16 protein-coding genes are annotated in these 16,823 nt (G+C 51.1%); 3 read left to right on the forward strand and 13 right to left on the reverse strand.

Annotated elements, in window-relative coordinates:
- The first annotated feature begins 32 nt into the window (after positions 1-32).
- Positions 33-968 carry a cation diffusion facilitator family transporter gene (locus tag ACT3R7_RS16840; protein WP_193053449.1) on the forward strand — a complete coding sequence of 312 codons (936 nt, stop codon included), beginning with the start codon at positions 33-35 and terminating at the stop codon, positions 966-968.
- Here ACT3R7_RS16840 and ACT3R7_RS16845 read toward each other — a convergent pair.
- Positions 965-2,137 (reverse strand): MFS transporter, encoded by a 1,173-nt coding sequence (locus tag ACT3R7_RS16845; RefSeq protein WP_328515003.1) that lies wholly within the window; start codon positions 2,135-2,137, stop codon positions 965-967. The genes ACT3R7_RS16840 and ACT3R7_RS16845 overlap by 4 nt on opposite strands.
- A gap of 135 nt (positions 2,138-2,272) precedes the next feature.
- Here ACT3R7_RS16845 and ACT3R7_RS16850 point away from each other — a divergent pair, with 135 nt between their 5' ends.
- On the forward strand, positions 2,273-3,658 hold the full coding sequence (locus tag ACT3R7_RS16850; protein ID WP_193053448.1) for an aminotransferase-like domain-containing protein: 1,386 nt from the start codon (positions 2,273-2,275) through the stop codon (positions 3,656-3,658).
- On the opposite strand, the gene ACT3R7_RS16855 is transcribed toward ACT3R7_RS16850, so the two are convergent.
- From ACT3R7_RS16855 to ACT3R7_RS16910, 12 genes are all read right to left on the reverse strand, one after another.
- Positions 3,655-4,602: an AEC family transporter gene (locus ACT3R7_RS16855; RefSeq protein ID WP_193053447.1), complete on the reverse strand. Its 948-nt coding sequence runs from the start codon at positions 4,600-4,602 to the stop codon at positions 3,655-3,657. The two genes, ACT3R7_RS16850 and ACT3R7_RS16855, sit on opposite strands and share 4 nt — an antisense overlap.
- A 110-nt stretch (positions 4,603-4,712) precedes the next feature.
- Entirely contained in the window at positions 4,713-5,729 is a 1,017-nt protein-coding gene (locus tag ACT3R7_RS16860; RefSeq protein WP_287077032.1) for an Ldh family oxidoreductase, read from the reverse strand.
- Between the two features lie 151 nt (positions 5,730-5,880).
- Positions 5,881-6,630: a FadR/GntR family transcriptional regulator gene (locus tag ACT3R7_RS16865; protein ID WP_226912116.1), complete on the reverse strand. Its 750-nt coding sequence runs from the start codon at positions 6,628-6,630 to the stop codon at positions 5,881-5,883.
- Positions 6,631-6,693: 63 nt separating this feature from the next.
- Positions 6,694-7,497, reverse strand: a complete 804-nt coding sequence (locus ACT3R7_RS16870) for an NAD-dependent epimerase/dehydratase family protein (protein WP_193053446.1) — start codon at positions 7,495-7,497, stop codon at positions 6,694-6,696.
- Positions 7,498-7,568: 71 nt separating this feature from the next.
- Positions 7,569-8,429, reverse strand: a complete 861-nt coding sequence (locus ACT3R7_RS16875; RefSeq protein WP_193053445.1) for an amidohydrolase family protein — start codon at positions 8,427-8,429, stop codon at positions 7,569-7,571.
- Positions 8,430-8,431: 2 nt separating this feature from the next.
- A complete protein-coding gene (locus ACT3R7_RS16880; RefSeq protein ID WP_193053444.1) occupies positions 8,432-9,568 on the reverse strand; it encodes a mandelate racemase/muconate lactonizing enzyme family protein in 1,137 nt (378 codons plus the stop codon).
- 22 nt (positions 9,569-9,590) lie between these two features.
- Positions 9,591-10,871: a TRAP transporter large permease gene (locus tag ACT3R7_RS16885; RefSeq protein WP_193053443.1), complete on the reverse strand. Its 1,281-nt coding sequence runs from the start codon at positions 10,869-10,871 to the stop codon at positions 9,591-9,593.
- A gap of 3 nt (positions 10,872-10,874) precedes the next feature.
- Positions 10,875-11,411, reverse strand: coding sequence for a TRAP transporter small permease (locus ACT3R7_RS16890; RefSeq protein WP_193053442.1), 537 nt, complete (start codon positions 11,409-11,411; stop codon positions 10,875-10,877).
- Positions 11,412-11,471: 60 nt separating this feature from the next.
- Complete coding sequence (locus tag ACT3R7_RS16895) at positions 11,472-12,464, reverse strand: TRAP transporter substrate-binding protein (RefSeq protein ID WP_193056813.1); 993 nt, start codon at positions 12,462-12,464, stop codon at positions 11,472-11,474.
- Between the two features lie 42 nt (positions 12,465-12,506).
- Positions 12,507-13,424, reverse strand: coding sequence for a 5-dehydro-4-deoxyglucarate dehydratase (gene kdgD, locus ACT3R7_RS16900; RefSeq protein ID WP_193053440.1), 918 nt, complete (start codon positions 13,422-13,424; stop codon positions 12,507-12,509).
- Between the two features lie 292 nt (positions 13,425-13,716).
- Positions 13,717-14,478 (reverse strand): metallophosphoesterase, encoded by a 762-nt coding sequence (locus tag ACT3R7_RS16905; RefSeq protein ID WP_193053439.1) that lies wholly within the window; start codon positions 14,476-14,478, stop codon positions 13,717-13,719.
- A 9-nt stretch (positions 14,479-14,487) separates the two neighbouring features.
- Entirely contained in the window at positions 14,488-15,285 is a 798-nt protein-coding gene (locus ACT3R7_RS16910; protein WP_193053438.1) for an alpha/beta fold hydrolase, read from the reverse strand.
- A gap of 985 nt (positions 15,286-16,270) precedes the next feature.
- Between ACT3R7_RS16910 and ACT3R7_RS16915 the strand changes: the two genes are divergently transcribed.
- Positions 16,271-16,393, forward strand: coding sequence for a hypothetical protein (locus tag ACT3R7_RS16915; RefSeq protein WP_264298634.1), 123 nt, complete (start codon positions 16,271-16,273; stop codon positions 16,391-16,393).
- The last annotated feature ends 430 nt before the right edge of the window (positions 16,394-16,823 follow it).

Here is a 16,823-nt window from a genome sequence, read left to right on the forward strand (position 1 = left end):
GTTCTACGAATGGCGTTGGAGCCAATACATTCATGAAGACAGAAGCACGCACGCTGGCATTTTCCGCCTTTATGGCACTCTTAATCGGCTGTGCCGGCATTACCGCCACGCTAGCCTCTAATTCCCAGGCTATTTTGCTCGATGGGTTATTTAACCTTATCTACTTTAGCGTAGCGTTGGTGACGATCAAGGTAAGTAAACTAGCCAGCCGCCCTGATAGCGAATCCTACCCGTTTGGTTACAGTTACTTCGAGTCGCTGGTTAACCTATGCAAAGGGCTACTGATTCTAGGGGTATCCGTCTTTGCCTTGGTGGACGCCATTGCCGCTTTACTGACAGGTGGTCGGGAAATTGCTGCAGGCCTTGCCGTTATCTACGCGCTGTTTGCGACGCTTGCCTGCTCGGTGACCGCGTGGGTTATGCATCGTAGCCAGCGCTATACCCATAGTCCGCTAATTGCGGCTGACAAACTCAATTGGGTAGTCAATAGCATCATTTCCGCCGCAGTACTCGCAGCGTTTTGTATGGTTATGGTGTTTGAGTGGCTGAACTGGAACAACGTGGTGGCGTATGTCGATTCCGTTCTGGTCATGGCAGTGGTGTTGCTTTGCTTGGGCGTACCCGTGCGTATGGCGTCCCAGGCGCTCAAAGAGCTGCTCAATAAAACACCTGATGAAACCATTGCCGCTCCCGTGCGACAAGCCATCTCCACGGCGCTGGCAGGCGCGCATACCCAGGAGGTTCGTGTTCGCATGGTGCGGCCCGGCCGCTTGCTTTATGTCATGGTACACATTGTTCTGCCCGAAGAAGGCACCGGCGCCTCGTTAAAGGCACAAGACGCTCTACGTGAACGTATTGATGATGAGATACGCCGCTGCTATTCGCCGGTGGTGTGCGATGTGGTGTTTACCGCCAATACACACTGGGCCGCGCCTTCCTGTGGATTGCTGATTGATAGGACGCCTTAAAAGCTAATGCCTGACGGATGCTGCGAATACCTAGCCTGACTGATTAGCAGCAGGCCAATGGTAGTGATGGCGCCCATTGATAGCGCTAGCCCAAAGATGGTTAAAGCGGCCACATGGCCTACGGCATCAATTAAAGCGCCGGTGGTAATTACCGGCAGACTAAATCCTATGTAGGCCATCAAAAAATAGCCTGCGCTTACCTGGGTGGACGCCGCTTTGGCTATTTCCAGCACTCCCTTCAAGCCACCTAGATAGATAAACCCGTAACAGGCGCTACTAGCGGCAACCGTTCCGACCAACACAGCCACAAGCATTCCCTGAACCGCTCCCCAGGCGATCACTGTGTAGGCGATCGGTAAGATGACAAGACCCAGCACTGTGGAATGAGCTGGCCGCAGCGCTCTTGCCCAAGGTTGAAATAACACCCCACAGCTACAAATACCGAACGTAGCAAAGCCGCTCCAGGCCGTTAAACCGTGCGCATGTAATGCAGAAGGCAAAATAGCAATCACCAGCCCCACCGTTGCCCAGGCAAGCAAAATGGCCAACCCATAGCCGAGCGTACCGGGTGGGTAGCTGGGTAGTCGCAGCATCGCGCACTTGTTAGGGTTTGGGGCCGTGTTTTTCAGTGTACTAACGGCCACTAATGCGACGACGCCAGCACCCAAATACAACCATAAGCTGGGTGGCGTTATGCTGGGTGTATGGAAGATAAACAAGCTGGTAACCGCCGCCCCCAGGCCAAATCCCATCGCAGTACTGGTTGTCACGTACTTGGTTGCCATGCTGCTATCCCCGCCAGTGAGCAGCCGGTGCATGTAGGTTGGCGCAACCGCTGACGTCAGGGCGGTGCCTATTCCGAGTAAAAACCGAGCCGCTCCCAGGGTCACTAAACCTGGCACGATCAATGTTAGGGAAGTAGCCACAAGGCATAAGAGCAGTGCAGCAATAATCAACGGCTTGCAGCCTACCCGCTCAGACAAACCATTAAGCCCCAACAATACCGGCATAATACCCGCTACATAACAGGCAAAAGCGAGTGTTGTTGCGCCAACGCCCAAGCCATCACGAGCCGCTAATGCTTCATAAAGCGGTGCTTGTAAATTGACCGCCGTGGTAATCATGCACAGCGCAAAAGCCAGCTTGAGGGCGTTCGATCGTCTCGTCACTTTGTACCTGCCTCAGTTTTCATGTGAGCCGTTACGTTCGCACTCTTAAAGAACCGGGATAAGGTACACTCAGCCATTATTACCCAGGCACTGTTCTGCCATTTTGAAGAACAGTTGAGGGCAACAAGGGCGCTTATGAAACTACAGGTTGACCGACACGCTGCCACCCCCATGGCTCAACAGCTGGAAGAAAGCCTTCGCCAGTGGATTCAACACAACGGCGCAGGCGGCGGTCTTCGTTTACCTTCAATACGCCGCTTGGCAGCGACACATAACATCAGCCGTAATGCGGTCATCGATGCCTACGAACGACTAGTGTCGTCAGGTTTAATTCGCTCAAAACCCGGCTCAGGCTTCTATGTTGCGGATAGCGTCGCCGTACAGACCAACCAACAGCGCGCTTCTAGCCCGCTACAGGAAGTCACCAATGGACTATGGGGGCTTTTCGGCGCAGAAGAGAACACCCTCAAGCTCGGCTGTGGGTGGTTGCCCAACACTTGGCGCGAGAGCGACGATCTTACCTACGCTATCCGCCAAGTTACCCGTCACAGCCGCTCAGGAATTTTTGAATACAGTACGCCGCACGGGCTTTTAACCTTACGCCGTCTGCTACAAGAGCGCCTGCGCCCGCTTGCGATTACCGCAGATGCCCAACAGATCGTGACAACCAACAGCGGTAGCCATTCTCTAGATCTGTTAGTACGTTTGCTGCTTGAGCCCGGCGATGTTGTATTTGTGGAATCACCCGGTTATTACAACCTGTTTGGGCTACTGCATTTGCAGCGCATTCGCGTGATTGGGGTCCCCCGCTTAGCCGATGGGCCCGATATCGAGCGCCTGGAAGGTTTGTTAGCCCACCACCAACCCAAACTTTTCTACATTAATAGCGTTTTCCACAATCCTACCGGCAGCACATTGACTCCCGCCGTAGCGCACCGCGTTTTACAGCTTGCCGAGCAGTATGATTTCAGGATCATTGAAGACGATATTTATGCTGATTTTCAGCATACTCCAACCACACGGTTAGCAGCCCTTGACGGGCTTAAACGTGTTATCTATTTAGCCAGCTTTTCAAAAACTCTTTCCTCGTCACTTCGCGTGGGTTTTATCGCTACTCCCCCGGATCTAGTACAACGCCTGGTAGATATCAAAATGCTGACCAGCATTTCTGCATCACTGTTTTCAGAACAGGTACTGGTTATGCTGCTGCAAAACGGCAGTTATCGAAAACTCACTGAACGATTAAGAACCCGGCTTTCCAATCAGATGGCACTAGCATTAACGCTACTAAGAAAATCAGGGTGGGAAGTGTTTACCGAACCGGCGGGCGGTATGTTTGTCTGGGCCAAGCCACCCACGGATGATGAAACGCTTAAGGCAGCTGCACAGCGCTACGAAATCATGCTTTCGCCGAGCCATCTATTCCTACCCGACAATGCGACAACCCCCTGGTTGCGTCTCAACGTTTCCTATATGCAGGACCCTAGAGCCAAAGCGTTTATTGAAGCTAATAGCCGTTAAGCCAACACGCCGAAATAGGTCATCAAGCCAACGATAATGCTAATGGTGATAAAGAACATGAGCGTGCCCGCCATCAAGGCGCCTGCCGCTACGTTGCCCATACCATAACGTTGGCCTAGCAACGGATAGACACTTGCCATGGGAGCGCCTGCAAACAGTAAGCCACCGGCAATCAGTAAAGCGTCATTGCCCGCAATCAGCCACATGCAGATCAAGACACCCAGTGGATGAATGATGAGCTTACCCGTAACGATCTGGCTCACCTCCCCCACTACGCCGCGAATTTGCAGGCCATAGAGCGCGCCGCCAATCGCAAATAGCGCGGCAGGGCCCGCCGCTTTTGCCAACATATCAACCGCCTGGATAACCGAAGTAGGCAGATGTGTATCGGTAACGGCGATCAGAACTCCGATAAACAGGCCAATGAGGATGGGATTTTTAACCAGTTGCTTGAGCGTTTTCTGGAGTGATTTCATAACGCCGCGACCGGCCTGCTGACCCGTTTCGGCTAGGATAAGCGCTAGCGGAATGATCAGCAGGTTCTCGATGATCATATTCAAAGCTAAAAAATTAGCCGCAGGCGGGCCGATAATCATCACCGCGACCGGGTAGCCACTAAACGCGCTATTGGACATCGACATCCCCAGCGCGCTGATACTTCCGGTGGTCAGCGGCTGTTTTTTCAGCATGACGGTGTACCCAAGCGCCAATCCGAAAACACCCAGCGAGCCTAGCCCGTAGGCCAGCAGGTAGTTGATATTGAAAACTTCTTCCAGAGGGTTCTGGGTAATGGCGCGGATTAACAGTGCAGGGAGGGCGATATACAGCACAAATCGGCCCACTCCCTGCATTTGCTCGCGGTTGAGAATACGGATCCGCATGGAAAAATAGCCAACAGCAATCAATAAAAAGATAGGCATGATGATGGCGGCAACTTCAAACATGCGGTGTATCCATACGAGCGTTGATCCTCATGAAGTGTCTGTTTCTGACAATATAAAGCAGATCATAAAAGCGCTATCGTATAACGACAGTGCTATTTACTCTCGATGAATCAATGGGTCAGTGCGATAAGCTCATTATAAAGCGCTTTGGGTAGGGTGATACCATCACGCAGGCTATTTTCTCGGGCCTCAAAACGGCGCTGTGAGGGTAGCCGAGCGCCCTGGCCTAAAATGTTTTCAAACAGCACTTCAGCATGCTGAAGATGACGAGCAGCATCCTGGCCCAAGAAAACGTCCGGCGATATGGCGATAATCAGCTCACCATGAAACGGCTTACCGGTTTTCTGTTCGTTGGCGGGCTGGGTTTCATGGCCCAACACATCACCAATTAGCGGCCCGGCCAATAGCTCAATCATGGTAGACAGCGCCGAACCCTTATACCCGCCAAACGTGAGCATCGCCCCCGCCAGCGCATCTACAGGGCTGGTCGTCGCTTCACCTTGAGCATCAATTGCCCAGCCTGTGGGAATCTGTTTGCCTGCGCGCTTATACAGTTCAATCTCACCGCGCGCCACCACACTGGTCGCAAAATCAAACGTATACGGCGCGCTACCCGGACGTGGCCAGGAAAACGCGATAGGGTTGGTGCCCAACAAAGGCTTCGTGCCACCCGCTGGCGCTACAAAAGCGTGGCTGGGGGTCATGGCAATGCCAATGAGCCCTTCACTTGAAAGGGCCTCGACCTCAGGCCATAGGGCTGAAAAGTGAAAGGCGTTATTGATCGCCAGCGCGGCTAGCCCTGTTTGCCTGGCTTTTTCTACAAGCTGTTCTTTACCCATTTCAAACGCTAACAAGGAGTTACCCTGGCGGGCATTGACCTTAACCACGCTGGGCGCTTGATCAATTACTTCCGGTACGGCATGCGTATCAACGCCGCCATTGAGCGCCGTTTGAACACAGCCGATCAGGCGATATAAACCATGGGAATGGCATTCATCGCGCTGAACCGTCAGCACATTGCGCGTAATGGCTTCTGCATGGGCCTGGTTATAACCATTATGCTGAAGTACGTTCAGGCTCAAGGATTCAGCATCCTTAAGCGATAGGGTAATCTCTTCGCTCATCATCAACTCTCTTCATTTTTATTAGATAGAGGCGTTAAAAAAGCAGGTAATTGCTTACCTGCTTAGGAGTCTGTTCATCATTGAATCAATGTTGCGCATCCCATCCCATGACGACGCTCTGCTGCAGTAAACACCCGAAGATGCCCATAGCTCGCTACGCCTGATCGCGGTACTGCGCGTAGGTATCACGCGCACGGCTAAGATGCTGGTGCATCATTTCTCGTGCGGCGCTGCCGTCACGAGCAAGGATAGCGTTAAGGATATGCGCATGCTCTTCCTGTACCCGCTCCAGGTAGCGTTGGGATGAGAGCGGATTGATATCGTTACTCAGCAGTTTGGCGCGAGGGATAACGCTTTGGCTCCACTGTTCGTAGAACGATTTGAAGAAAGGATTTTTAGTCGCCGTAGCAATAGCAAAATGGAACAGGTAATCCTCTTCTCGAGCTTGCGACTGAGTGGCGTACGCGTTGGCAAACGCTTGGTGTTGCGCTTCCAGCCGCTTCTGGTCTTCAGCATCGTAGCGTAAGGCAGCAAGTTCCGCCGCGGCGGGCTCAAGCGTTAAGCGAAGCTCCAGAAGATAGAGAATGTCTTCCACCGTAGTGGGATTGATACGCTCGGCTGGAAGCGCCTCCACTTTAGAGGAACGCAAGACCGACGTGCCGACACCACGGCGTGTTTCAACCAATCCCAGAGACTTGAGATGAGTGATAGCTTCGCGAATGACCGTGCGGCTAACGCCAAAAGATTCACACAGGCTATTTTCGGTAGGCAGCTTATCGCCAACCGCCACTTTCCCCTGGGTAATCAGCGTCTCCAACTGGTTCGCTACGTGAACAGATAAACTGCCCTGCTGAGCGATCCGGTTAACCTGAAACGACGCCATAGTAGGCGTTTGCTTGGCCATGCCTGTTATCCTTTCCATGTATATATCCAGTTGCACCATAACGTACAACCAGCGCTCTATGTGCTATTGGCTATCGTCTGGATGACCAATAGCAGCAAATTTGCCACCGTGATAACGCACGGCAACATCATCGCAGTCAAGATTACGATCGCGCTGTTCCGTCTCTTCCCGCCAGGGTTCAGAGCTATCTTTTGGAACCCAGCCAAGGAAACCGGCATGAGTATTATCCCACCACTGTTCAGCATTGTCAGATGCCCCATAAACCACGGTATGCTCCAGCCGAGGGGTTGTAAAGGCACGTTTTAACAGGCTAATGAAGTCATTCAGGCTCAGCCAAGTGGCCATCATGCGAGTATCAACGGGCTTGTCAAAACAGGAGCCAATGCGCACGCTAAGTGTCTCGACACCAAACTTATCGTGATAGAGACTGGCCAGATTTTCGCCAAAGCATTTTGAGACGCCGTAAAGCGAATCCGGCCGCTGAGGAACCTGATTATCTATTCGCTGATGGCGCTTATAAAAGCCTATCGCATGGTTGGAACTAGCAAACACGATACGCGGTTTACCATTAAGCCGTGCGGCTTCAAAAAGATTGTAAGTACCAATAATATTGGCATTCAATATATCATTCCAGGGACTTTCAACCGACATCCCGCCCAGATGAATGATGCCATCGCATCCTCGTACCAGCTCGGCTACAGCCTGTTGATCGCTGAGATCCGCCTGGATCAGTTCCTCACCTGGCTGAGCATTGTCCAGAGGTGCAATATCCGAAAGGCGGACATGCTTGGCAAACCCGGCAAGATGCGGACGCAAACTTTTCCCCAATCCGCCAGCCGCCCCAGTCACTAGAATACGATTAAACATGCTATCTCCTGCTTAGTCTGTTGTTTGCCTTGTTGGCATTGAGCGAAGGTGATATCCATCAAAATTGAAATCTAAAAGCCGTAAAGCTTGGCCGGGTTATCAACCAGAATTTTTTGCTGGACGCTGTCAGAGGCCCAATCCAAAAGTACATCAAGCTGCTCGGCGTCATCAGGATAGCGTTCCCGGGGCACCCCCACATGCGGCCAATTTGAGCCCCATAGCACGCGCTCGGGCGCATGCTCAATAAGCCGTTTGGCAACAGGCCCTACATCGTTATACCCCGGACCGCCGGTTAGACTGGTCTCATACGCCCCGCATATTTTTATCCACGCGTTGCCCCGGTCGAGCAACTCGACAATACGGTCTACGCGTTCATCATCAGCCGCTACGGGATCCATGAATTTGCCAATGTGGTCAATGATATAGTCGGTTTGGATGGCCTTGAGAGTGGCCATATAGTCGTTGATCATTCGGCCGTTGAACTGCACCATCAAGTGCCAACCAAGTGGCCGAATGCGCGCTTCAACGTCGCTCAATTGATCCATCCCCACGGCACCACCGGGAAGCTGCATGATACGGGCGCCCCGGGCACCTTGAGAATGAAAGGCATCAATATCTGCCTCCGTAGCATCAGGCCTGACGGCAACAATCGCACGTGCATTTGCCTGCCCGATTTGGGTAACGCCTTCAAGCACGGCCCTGTTATCAAATTGATAAGCATTGGACTGGGTAACAACCACGCGCTCAAGCGAGAGCCTGCGCTGTACTACTTGATAATTTTCAACCGTCGCCAGTTCTTTAACATCGGGGCCGCCAGGCTGTGCGGTGTAGCCCGGCAGATACAAATGCATATGGCAGTCGGTCGCGCCAGCCGGCACTTTCAAACGCGGCGCGCCCCCTTCCAGTGGACGCGTGTTGGCTGGGATGGACATACTCAAAACTCCTTCAAAGCATAGGTAATCAGCGCATCGCGGTTGATTTCAATCCCCAAGCCAGGGCCATCGGGAATGTTCATAACCCCCTGGTGATGCTCTAGGGGCGTTTTAACCACGGCCTGACGAAATGGATTTTCAGTGCGGTCAAACTCCATGATGGGTTCAAGTGGCGAGCGCCGTGGCGGATTGGGCGGCAGTGCAGCCATAAACTGAAGGCTCGCCGCCAGGCATACTGCGGTTCCCCATACGTGAGGCACTAAGCGCACGCCGTGCATGGCGGCCATATCTGCAATTCGGCGCATTTCGCTAAAGCCGCCGACGCCACAGATATCCGGCTGGATGATATCGATAGCCCTGCGTGCAAGCGGCTCCTGCATGGCGTAGCGGCCGTGCCAGTTCTCGCCACTTGCCACGGGAATGGGCTGGCTCGCTCTTACCGCTTGGTAAGTCTCAATCTGCTCAGGGAGTACCGGCTCTTCAAACCAGTCGATACCAAACGCCGCCGCACGCTGGCCTACCTCGATGGCTTCCAGATAATCGTAGCCGTGATTGGCATCAATCATAAGGCGCACATCCGGCCCGATTGCTTCACGCACGGCCTCAATCACTTTCAGATCTTCTTCAACATCAAAGCCGATCTTGATCTTTACGGCATGAAAGCCTTCGTGACGATAGCGCGCTACTTCCGCCGCTACGTCGCTGACACGCTCAACACCCTCGCGGCAAAACGAGCCGGTGGCATAGGCGCGCACAGATTCACGGAACCTCCCACCAAGCAGCGTGGAAACAGGTACGCCGAAGTGCTTGCCCTTGATGTCCCAAAGCGCAATATCGATACCGCTCAGAGCAGTCATGGTTAAGCCACGCTGGCCCTGATCACGCAGCCGATTATAAAGGTTAAGCCATACTTTCTCTGTTTGCAGCGGGTCTTCGCCAATCAGCGCCTGGGCGTATACCTGGACAATGGCCGCATTGGGCTTGGCAGGCCCCAAGCACTCGCCCCACCCAATGGTGCCGTCTTCACAAATGATTTCGACTAAGCAGTGCTGGCGGCGCGTGAATGACATCGAAGCACTTTCAAACGCTGTTTCAAGCTTATGATCCAGAATATAAGTCTTGACCGCTTCTATTCTCATGGCTGATTTTCCTGTCATGGCGTTATCTAAAAAGGCCAGGTAGCGTTAATGAAACTGCCGGGATGTAAGTCACCAGCATTAGCGCTACAAACAGCGCCAGGAAGAAGGGCCAGATGGTGCGAACTGCATGCTCAATTTTAATTTTCCCGATCACGCAGCCCACAAACAGGCACGCGCCTACCGGCGGGGTACATAAACCCAGCCCCAGGTTCATCATTAAAATGATGCCGAATTGGATAGGATCCATGCCAAACTGCATGGCTACCGGCAGGAAGATGGGCGTGCAGATCAGGATTAACGCCGCCATATCCATGATCATGCCCAATACCAGTAGAATCAGGTTAAGCATCAAAAAGATAACCACAGGCTTGTCTGAAATCGTCATTAACCCGGTGGTCAGCATTTCAGGCACGTTATAGAGCGCCAGCATATAAGAGAAAGCCGATGCGCAGCCCACCAGAATCATGACCAGCGATGTGGTTTTAACCGACTGAATAACGGCAGCCTTGAAGGACGACCACTTAAGTTCACGGTAGACAAGCCCGGTCACGATAATGGCGTAGATGGCGCCAAAAGCCCCGGACTCCGTTACCGTCAAGATGCCCGAAAGAACGCCGCCGACAATAATGACAGCGGTCATCAAGCCAGGCAGCGAGGCGATCAGGCTAAGAAACAGGGCTTGCCAGCCGGGAAATGCCTCACCTTTATAGCCACGCTTAACGGCCACGATATAAGCGGCCACGGCCAGGCTTAAGCACATCAGGATGCCAGGCACGATACCGGCAATAAAAAGCTGGGTAACGGAAATACCGCCGCCCGCCGCTACGGCATAGAGAATCATGTTATGGCTGGGCGGAATGACCACGCCGGCGACCGACGAGGTCACCGTAACGTTGACGGCATAGTCAGCGTCGTAGCCCTTCTCTTTCATCACCGGGATAAGAATCGAGCCCAAGGCAGACGTATCGGCTACCGCTGAACCCGAGATGCCGCCAAACAGCATCGAAGAGCTTATATTGACCATCCCCAGACCGCCGCGCATCCTCCCCACCATAGCGGAGGCCAGGCGAACAAGCCGGGTTGAAATGCCGCCGTGAAGCATCAGCTCACCGGCGAAAATGAAAAACGGAATCGCCAGTAGCGAAAAAACGGAAATGCCGGATAAGATACGTTGAAAGGCGACAAACAGCGGTAGCCCTTCATACATAAACGCAGCGACAGCGGCCAGCCCAACGGCAAAAGCGACCGGTGCACCTGCGACAAGGCCGAGAAAAAAAATTCCAAACAGTATCATCAGCCCCATGACTTATGCCCTCCCAGCGTTTCGAGACAGTAATCGTTGCACTATATCCGCCCCTGCAAACAGCATGATCAGCACGCCACAAATTACCAGTGGGGCTGCACGCCAGCTTTCAGAGAGACCAATCATTGGAATAGCCCTTTCCATGTTTGTCATGACCAGCTTCCAGCCCTGAGCCACCATAAAACCACCAAATACAAGAATGAAAAGATCCGAGATGTGGTGCATTAATCCGCGCAGAAAAGGAGGAAAGCTCTCTCGAACAAAGTCGATATTCAGATGGCTGTGGTATCTGACGCCGGCAGCGGCGCCCAAACAGGTGATATATACCACTAATATCAGGGAGGTTTGCTCTACCCAGGTTGGCGTGTTGTTAAGCACATAACGTCCAAAGACTAGCCAACCGAAAGTAGCAATAAGAACGACCAGCATGATGCCCGCCACAAGCACGCATAGCTCAGCCATGCCATCCAACACGCGGTCTACAGAGCCTTCTTTTGTCGTGCTTTTTCTACTGCTGGGTGTTTCAAGCTCTATACTCACGACACATTTCCTTTTAATCTTTCGGCGGCATCAAGCCGCCGAAAGGAAGTCATAAGAAAATTATTGAGCGGCTCTGATTTCCTCGATCAGCTCACCCGTGCCCGGGTTATTAGCGATAAAGTTTTCATACATCGGCTCCATCAATGTTTGGAAAGCCGCTTTATCTTCTACTTCATTAATTTCCACGCCGTTATCCAAGATAATCTGACGGCTCTCTTCAGAGCTTTCGACCCACAGCTCACGTTGCATGGTGGAAGCATTCATCGCTTCTTCACGAACGATTTCCTGGTCTTCTTCGGATAACTTGTCCCAACTGGCTTTGGCAACACACAGGCACTCGGGAATAATCAAATGCTCGGTTAAGGAGTAGTATTCCGCCGCTTCGTAGTGGTTGCTGGATTCAAAGGAGGGGTAGTTGTTTTCAGCACCATCCAGAACACCGGTGGTTAAACTCTGGTAAACCTCGCCATACGCCATTGGCGTCGCATTGCCGCCAAGCGCCTCCATCATCTCGACGTAAAGATCGTTATTCATGACCCGGATCTTTAAGCCCTGAACATCTTCTGGGGTGTTGATCGGATGCTTGGTGTTGTAAATGCTTCTGGCGCCTGAATCGAACCAGGAGAGCACTACCAGACCTTTATCTTCCAATGCATCAGCAAAGCGCTGACCAATCTCGCCATCCATTACCGTGTGCATATGGTCTACATCGGTAAATAGGAAAGGTAGCGAGAAAACATTCGTTTCCTTAACAATGGGTCCCATGGGCCCCATATTGAAATTAGCGAAATCCAACGCACCATTGCGGGTTTGCTCAATCGCATCAGACTGATCACCCAGCACGGCATTGTTGTAAACACGGGGGGTAACGCGCCCTTCTGTTTGCTCTTTAACTGCCTCGGCAAAGGCTTCAAGCGCTACCGTATTGGGGTAACCGTCAGGGTGAATATTCCAGCCCCGCCAGTTATCGGCTTGGGCAGAAACAGCAGCGGCTAATAGCGAGACACCCGTTAGGGCAAACAGCGCTTGGCGACGGATAGTTTTTGTTTTCATCACTTAAAACCTCTTATTATTACTTGTGGTTTTTTTCAGCTTTTAGAAAGAACGCGCTACACCAACCAGGCGCTCTAACTGCTGGCGTTGCTCTTGGGTGGGCATGGTTAAAGGCGCACGAACGCTTCCAGCCGGGCGGCCGATAATATCCGCGCCTTCTTTAATCAAGCTAACCGCGTAACCGGCTTTTTGATCACGCAGATCAATAAATGGAATAAAGAAATCGTTCGTGATTCGTTTAACGACGTCTTTATCACCGTTGCGGAGCGCTTTATAAAACGTAACCGCCATATCGGGTACAAAGTTGAATACCGCAGATGAATAGGTATTAACGCCAATTGACAGGTACGCTTCTGCGAAAATCTCTGCCGTAGGCACACCGCCCACATACACTAAGCGATCACCGACCGTTTTAATGATTTTGTTGAGTGCCTGAATATCGCCTTTACCATCTTTCAAACCGATAAGGTTCGAGCAGGCATCCGCGAGTGCTTGCACCGACTCGGCATTCAGAACCCCGTTCCCTCGGTTGTAGTAAATGACGTTGATATCAGTGGCATCACAAATTTGCCGCGCATACTCGACTAATCCATCCTGCGGACACTCTGTCAGGTACGGGGGCATCAACAAAATACCATCGGCACCGGCTTCAGAGGCGGCATCAGCAAAGGCCTTGCCCGCTTCAACACTTAACCCAGCGCTTGCGATTACCGGCAGCTTACCATCGACTACTTCCACCGCTACACGAACAATCTGGCGATACTCTTCAAGCGTCAAATTGAAAAATTCGCCCGTACCACCAGCTACAAACACGGCAGAAATGTCGTGGCTGATAAACCACGCTAAGCGCTCGCGGTAGCTTTTTTCGTCAAATTTTCCGTTCTGATCAAAATCGGTAATGGGAAATGACAGTAGTCCATCTCCAACTGCTTGTATTACTTCTTGTTTGGAAAATTTCACAGAAACGTCCTCATGCTTTCTCATCCATGTTTAATTACATGGCAATAGGTAAAATCGTAGTAAACTAGTTATTTGTCATACATCATACAAACTAGAAAATAATCAACACGCGCAACACCTGCAAGTAAAAAGCTTTAAGCTTCGACCAAAGTGCTAGCGTCTAAAATATCTTTTAAAAACCCAGTAATTTTTTTAAGCAATAAAAACAAGATTTTGCCCTAGAGGGTGCACCTTCATGGAGAACAATAGCCCCTAAGCAATTTTGCCGGAACCAACTTAATATCGGTAGGCATCAAATATTGATGATTAAATCCGGCTTAAAAAGCGGTGAATTAAACTCATCCGGATATCCGCCAGGGTTAGCCAGTACGCGCGTACCGGCATATATAAGATCCACCGGTTCATGAACGTGACCGTGTATCCATAGATCCATTTTGCCCATCAACTGCGGCAGATGAGAGGCAAAGGCTGGGGATAGCGCATCACCTAAATATTGATCAGGAATGCAGTGGTGAAGCGGCGCATGATGGCTGATCACTACCCTGGGACCATCAAACGGCTTGGACAGTTCGCCTTCAAGCCAAGCGAGGGCTTCAGTGTGCAGCTGCTGACTCGCTTGGGGTGTCAACGTCGTGCCCGGTGACGTTTGGATGATTCTGAAATCGGGCATGTAGCGCAGCGCTTTGGACTCGGTATGGGCTGGATTTTTCGTCGGATCACTGGCGTAAAGCGCAAAATCGGTCCAGAGGGTCGTGCCATAAAAGCGTACGCCGTTGAGCGTGACGGCGCGGTTATCCAGCAGTTCGATATCAAGCCGCTTGGCCTCTTTCTTAAGCTCTTCGCGCATCAGCGGCATACAGGTGCCATAGAACTCATGGTTCCCCGGCACAAACAGAATTGGCAGCGTGGGAAACTGCGCCCGTGCCCAGATTAAGCCTTCAGCTTTATGATGAATATCCCCCGCTAACATCACAACATCGGCCTTTACATCGGATAACGGGCGGCTGTCCGCAAAGTGCTCCAAGTGCAGGTCGGATAAAATACGCAGACGCATCCAATCTCCTTAACGGGAAAGCTCTTCGATAAACGAGTCGATAAGCCTGATCACCTGCGCTTCATCTTCGCGGTGAGGGGTGTGGTGAAGGTTTTTAAGTATTTCGCAGTGCGCCGGGCCTTGGATATACCGGGCAATACGTTCCGGCTGGCGGTGCGAGCCATATTCATCTTTCTCGCCGTGCAATACCAATGTGGGGCAATGCACGCGTTCAAGCGCGGGTACCAATGACCAGTTGATGAAGTCAGGATGCAGCCACGTATTAACCCAGGCATCTAACACCCAGCGGGCTTTATGACCGTGATATTTTTCCAGCTTTGAAAACTGTTCTGGCGCTTTAAAAGCGGCTTTTGCCTGTTCGATACCAGAACGTGTACGCGCCTCGTTAGCCGATTGAGCAGCAATCGTAATCAGCCCCAGACACCGTGACGCATAAGCGCCAGCACAGTGAATGGCCATGCAGCCGCCCACGCTATGGCCTAATACAATAAAGCGGTCTATCGCAAGCGCTGCACATAAAGCGGCAAAATCAGTGCCGGGTTCATCGTCAATAAAGCTCAACGGTGGCGGCTCAAGACAGGCGCTCGATTGACCAAACCCCAGCCGGTCATAGGCAATAACGCGGTGTCGGGTCTTTTCGCATAGCGCTGCTGGAAAGCTACGCCATAAGGCGGTACAGCCGAGAGAGTCGTGTAATAAAATAATCGGTGTATCAGAACTCAGCGCCGAGGGTTCCCAGCTGCGTGCAAACAGGTGTCCGTGAGACAATGACACCCAGTGGTCGTGATAAGCGATTGATGAGGTCATGGCGTAGCTCTATTGTTATTAAGCCTTTTTAAAACATATGTTGAAGACATAAGCTATGTGCCTAAACCAACATAGCACGTCGAGATATTCCGCAAAAACAATCTGCCAAAACAATCTGCCAAAACAATTTTTCAAAGACTATCTATCAAAAATTGTCTATCAAAATCTATCTATCAAAACCTATCCATCACAACACTGCATAACCACTTAGCATTTTAAGAAGCAATTCTGCAGCAAGTAGACGACTTCATCTATGCGTCTGTTTAAGCCGTCCTTGGCCGGATAAAGTGCGGCAGACGCTATGTGTCAGTCATTTACCTTGCGCGGCATTTTAAGAGCCAGTGAGAACGGTCGTTCCTTGCGACACTTGACAAAGCGCTTTACAGATATCACACGCGCTCTCCCCCCGACCCATCAGTTAATTCTACTATCGTGAGTTTTCAAGCCCACAGAACCTAGCGGCTCAGAACCCATTTTTTGCCATTTCCTCTCCTCGCATCCACTTTTCCACCTACGTGCATAATCTATCGAACGGAGCTTTCACACCCCTGCTGCATCGCAGCAAAAAACCGCTACACTTTACGAAGTACCCTATCTGGAGAATCCCACGATGGCCTTCCCGCTAATTCCTACTTCTTACGATGGTGATGTTCTACCCTTCTGGAGGCTCCAAGCATTATGGCAACGCACCTCCATGGAGCACTGAAAGCACACCTAGGCTAAGCATTTGGTTTTAAATGTAGTGTGATAAGAATAATCACCGGGACCAGAGCTTTTTTTGGCTCCGTGAATTATTTATGAAAAGCTTTTCCATTCAACGATGTAAGCAATTGCTTACAAGCGATGGTCATTTACCTACACCTTTTTGGCTAGCTCTGTGCTTAAAAAGCGCCTACTATCTAGCTTCGCAAGCCAATGCTGCGTCGCACAATAGAAAGTTTCATAACAAGGATATTAGATAACCTTCACAACAGGAGTGCATGCCATGCAACACTCAGCAACTCAATATTCGGCAACCAGCGCCTACATTATGGAAGTATGGGCACAACATGCCCTAAAGCAGCGCGCAGCGTTTGATGCGCTGGCTGCCTACATGCTCAAGCTGTAAGCGCTTTACAATGATATGCTTGAATCAACGCCTCACTATGAGGCGTTATTTGTTTAAATAAAGGCAAACCTAGGCCGGGCTATGCCTCAACGCTTTCGACTAGGTTTCCTTAAAAATATTCATGCGCTTTATAGCCTGACATGGATCACTGTCAAAGAACATTTGAACCAAGCATCCCCTCTCGATAAATCCGCTCTCTTCATAACAATGGAACGCCTTGACGGTTTTCACCGTAACGATCAAAACGTCTTATGAATATTGATGTTAGCTAAGCAGCTGAGAATTTTATAGTTATTTTCTCGGACAGGTATGGAGTTATATAACGAATTAATCTAATATTAATTAGGCTCATTAAAGCATTATTTTCAACGTGCCATTTTACTCGTATATAAACACATTGACTAAGGAACTGACAATGCCATCACCTTTG

Origin of the sequence: Halomonas sp. AOP43-A1-21 (genome assembly GCF_052376775.1) — a bacterium.
In the GTDB taxonomy this organism is placed as follows: domain Bacteria; phylum Pseudomonadota; class Gammaproteobacteria; order Pseudomonadales; family Halomonadaceae; genus Vreelandella; species Vreelandella colorata.

Excerpts from the sequence above, each read along its gene's own strand:
- ACT3R7_RS16855 (WP_193053447.1), bottom strand. The coding sequence starts at position 4,602 with ATGTTTGAAGTTGCCGCCATCATCATGCCTATCTTTTTATTGATTGCT.
- ACT3R7_RS16905 (WP_193053439.1), bottom strand. The coding sequence starts at position 14,478 with ATGCGTCTGCGTATTTTATCCGACCTGCACTTGGAGCACTTTGCGGAC.
- ACT3R7_RS16885 (WP_193053443.1), bottom strand. The coding sequence starts at position 10,871 with ATGGGGCTGATGATACTGTTTGGAATTTTTTTTCTCGGCCTTGTCGCA.
- ACT3R7_RS16870 (WP_193053446.1), bottom strand. The coding sequence starts at position 7,497 with ATGTTTAATCGTATTCTAGTGACTGGGGCGGCTGGCGGATTGGGGAAA.
- ACT3R7_RS16860 (WP_287077032.1), bottom strand. The coding sequence starts at position 5,729 with ATGATGAGCGAAGAGATTACCCTATCGCTTAAGGATGCTGAATCCTTG.
- ACT3R7_RS16910 (WP_193053438.1), bottom strand. The coding sequence starts at position 15,285 with ATGACCTCATCAATCGCTTATCACGACCACTGGGTGTCATTGTCTCAC.
- ACT3R7_RS16915 (WP_264298634.1), top strand. The coding sequence starts at position 16,271 with ATGCAACACTCAGCAACTCAATATTCGGCAACCAGCGCCTACATTATG.
- ACT3R7_RS16880 (WP_193053444.1), bottom strand. The coding sequence starts at position 9,568 with ATGAGAATAGAAGCGGTCAAGACTTATATTCTGGATCATAAGCTTGAA.
- ACT3R7_RS16850 (WP_193053448.1), top strand. The coding sequence starts at position 2,273 with ATGAAACTACAGGTTGACCGACACGCTGCCACCCCCATGGCTCAACAG.
- ACT3R7_RS16875 (WP_193053445.1), bottom strand. The coding sequence starts at position 8,429 with ATGTCCATCCCAGCCAACACGCGTCCACTGGAAGGGGGCGCGCCGCGT.
- ACT3R7_RS16895 (WP_193056813.1), bottom strand. The coding sequence starts at position 12,464 with ATGAAAACAAAAACTATCCGTCGCCAAGCGCTGTTTGCCCTAACGGGT.
- ACT3R7_RS16840 (WP_193053449.1), top strand. The coding sequence starts at position 33 with ATGAAGACAGAAGCACGCACGCTGGCATTTTCCGCCTTTATGGCACTC.
- ACT3R7_RS16865 (WP_226912116.1), bottom strand. The coding sequence starts at position 6,630 with ATGGCCAAGCAAACGCCTACTATGGCGTCGTTTCAGGTTAACCGGATC.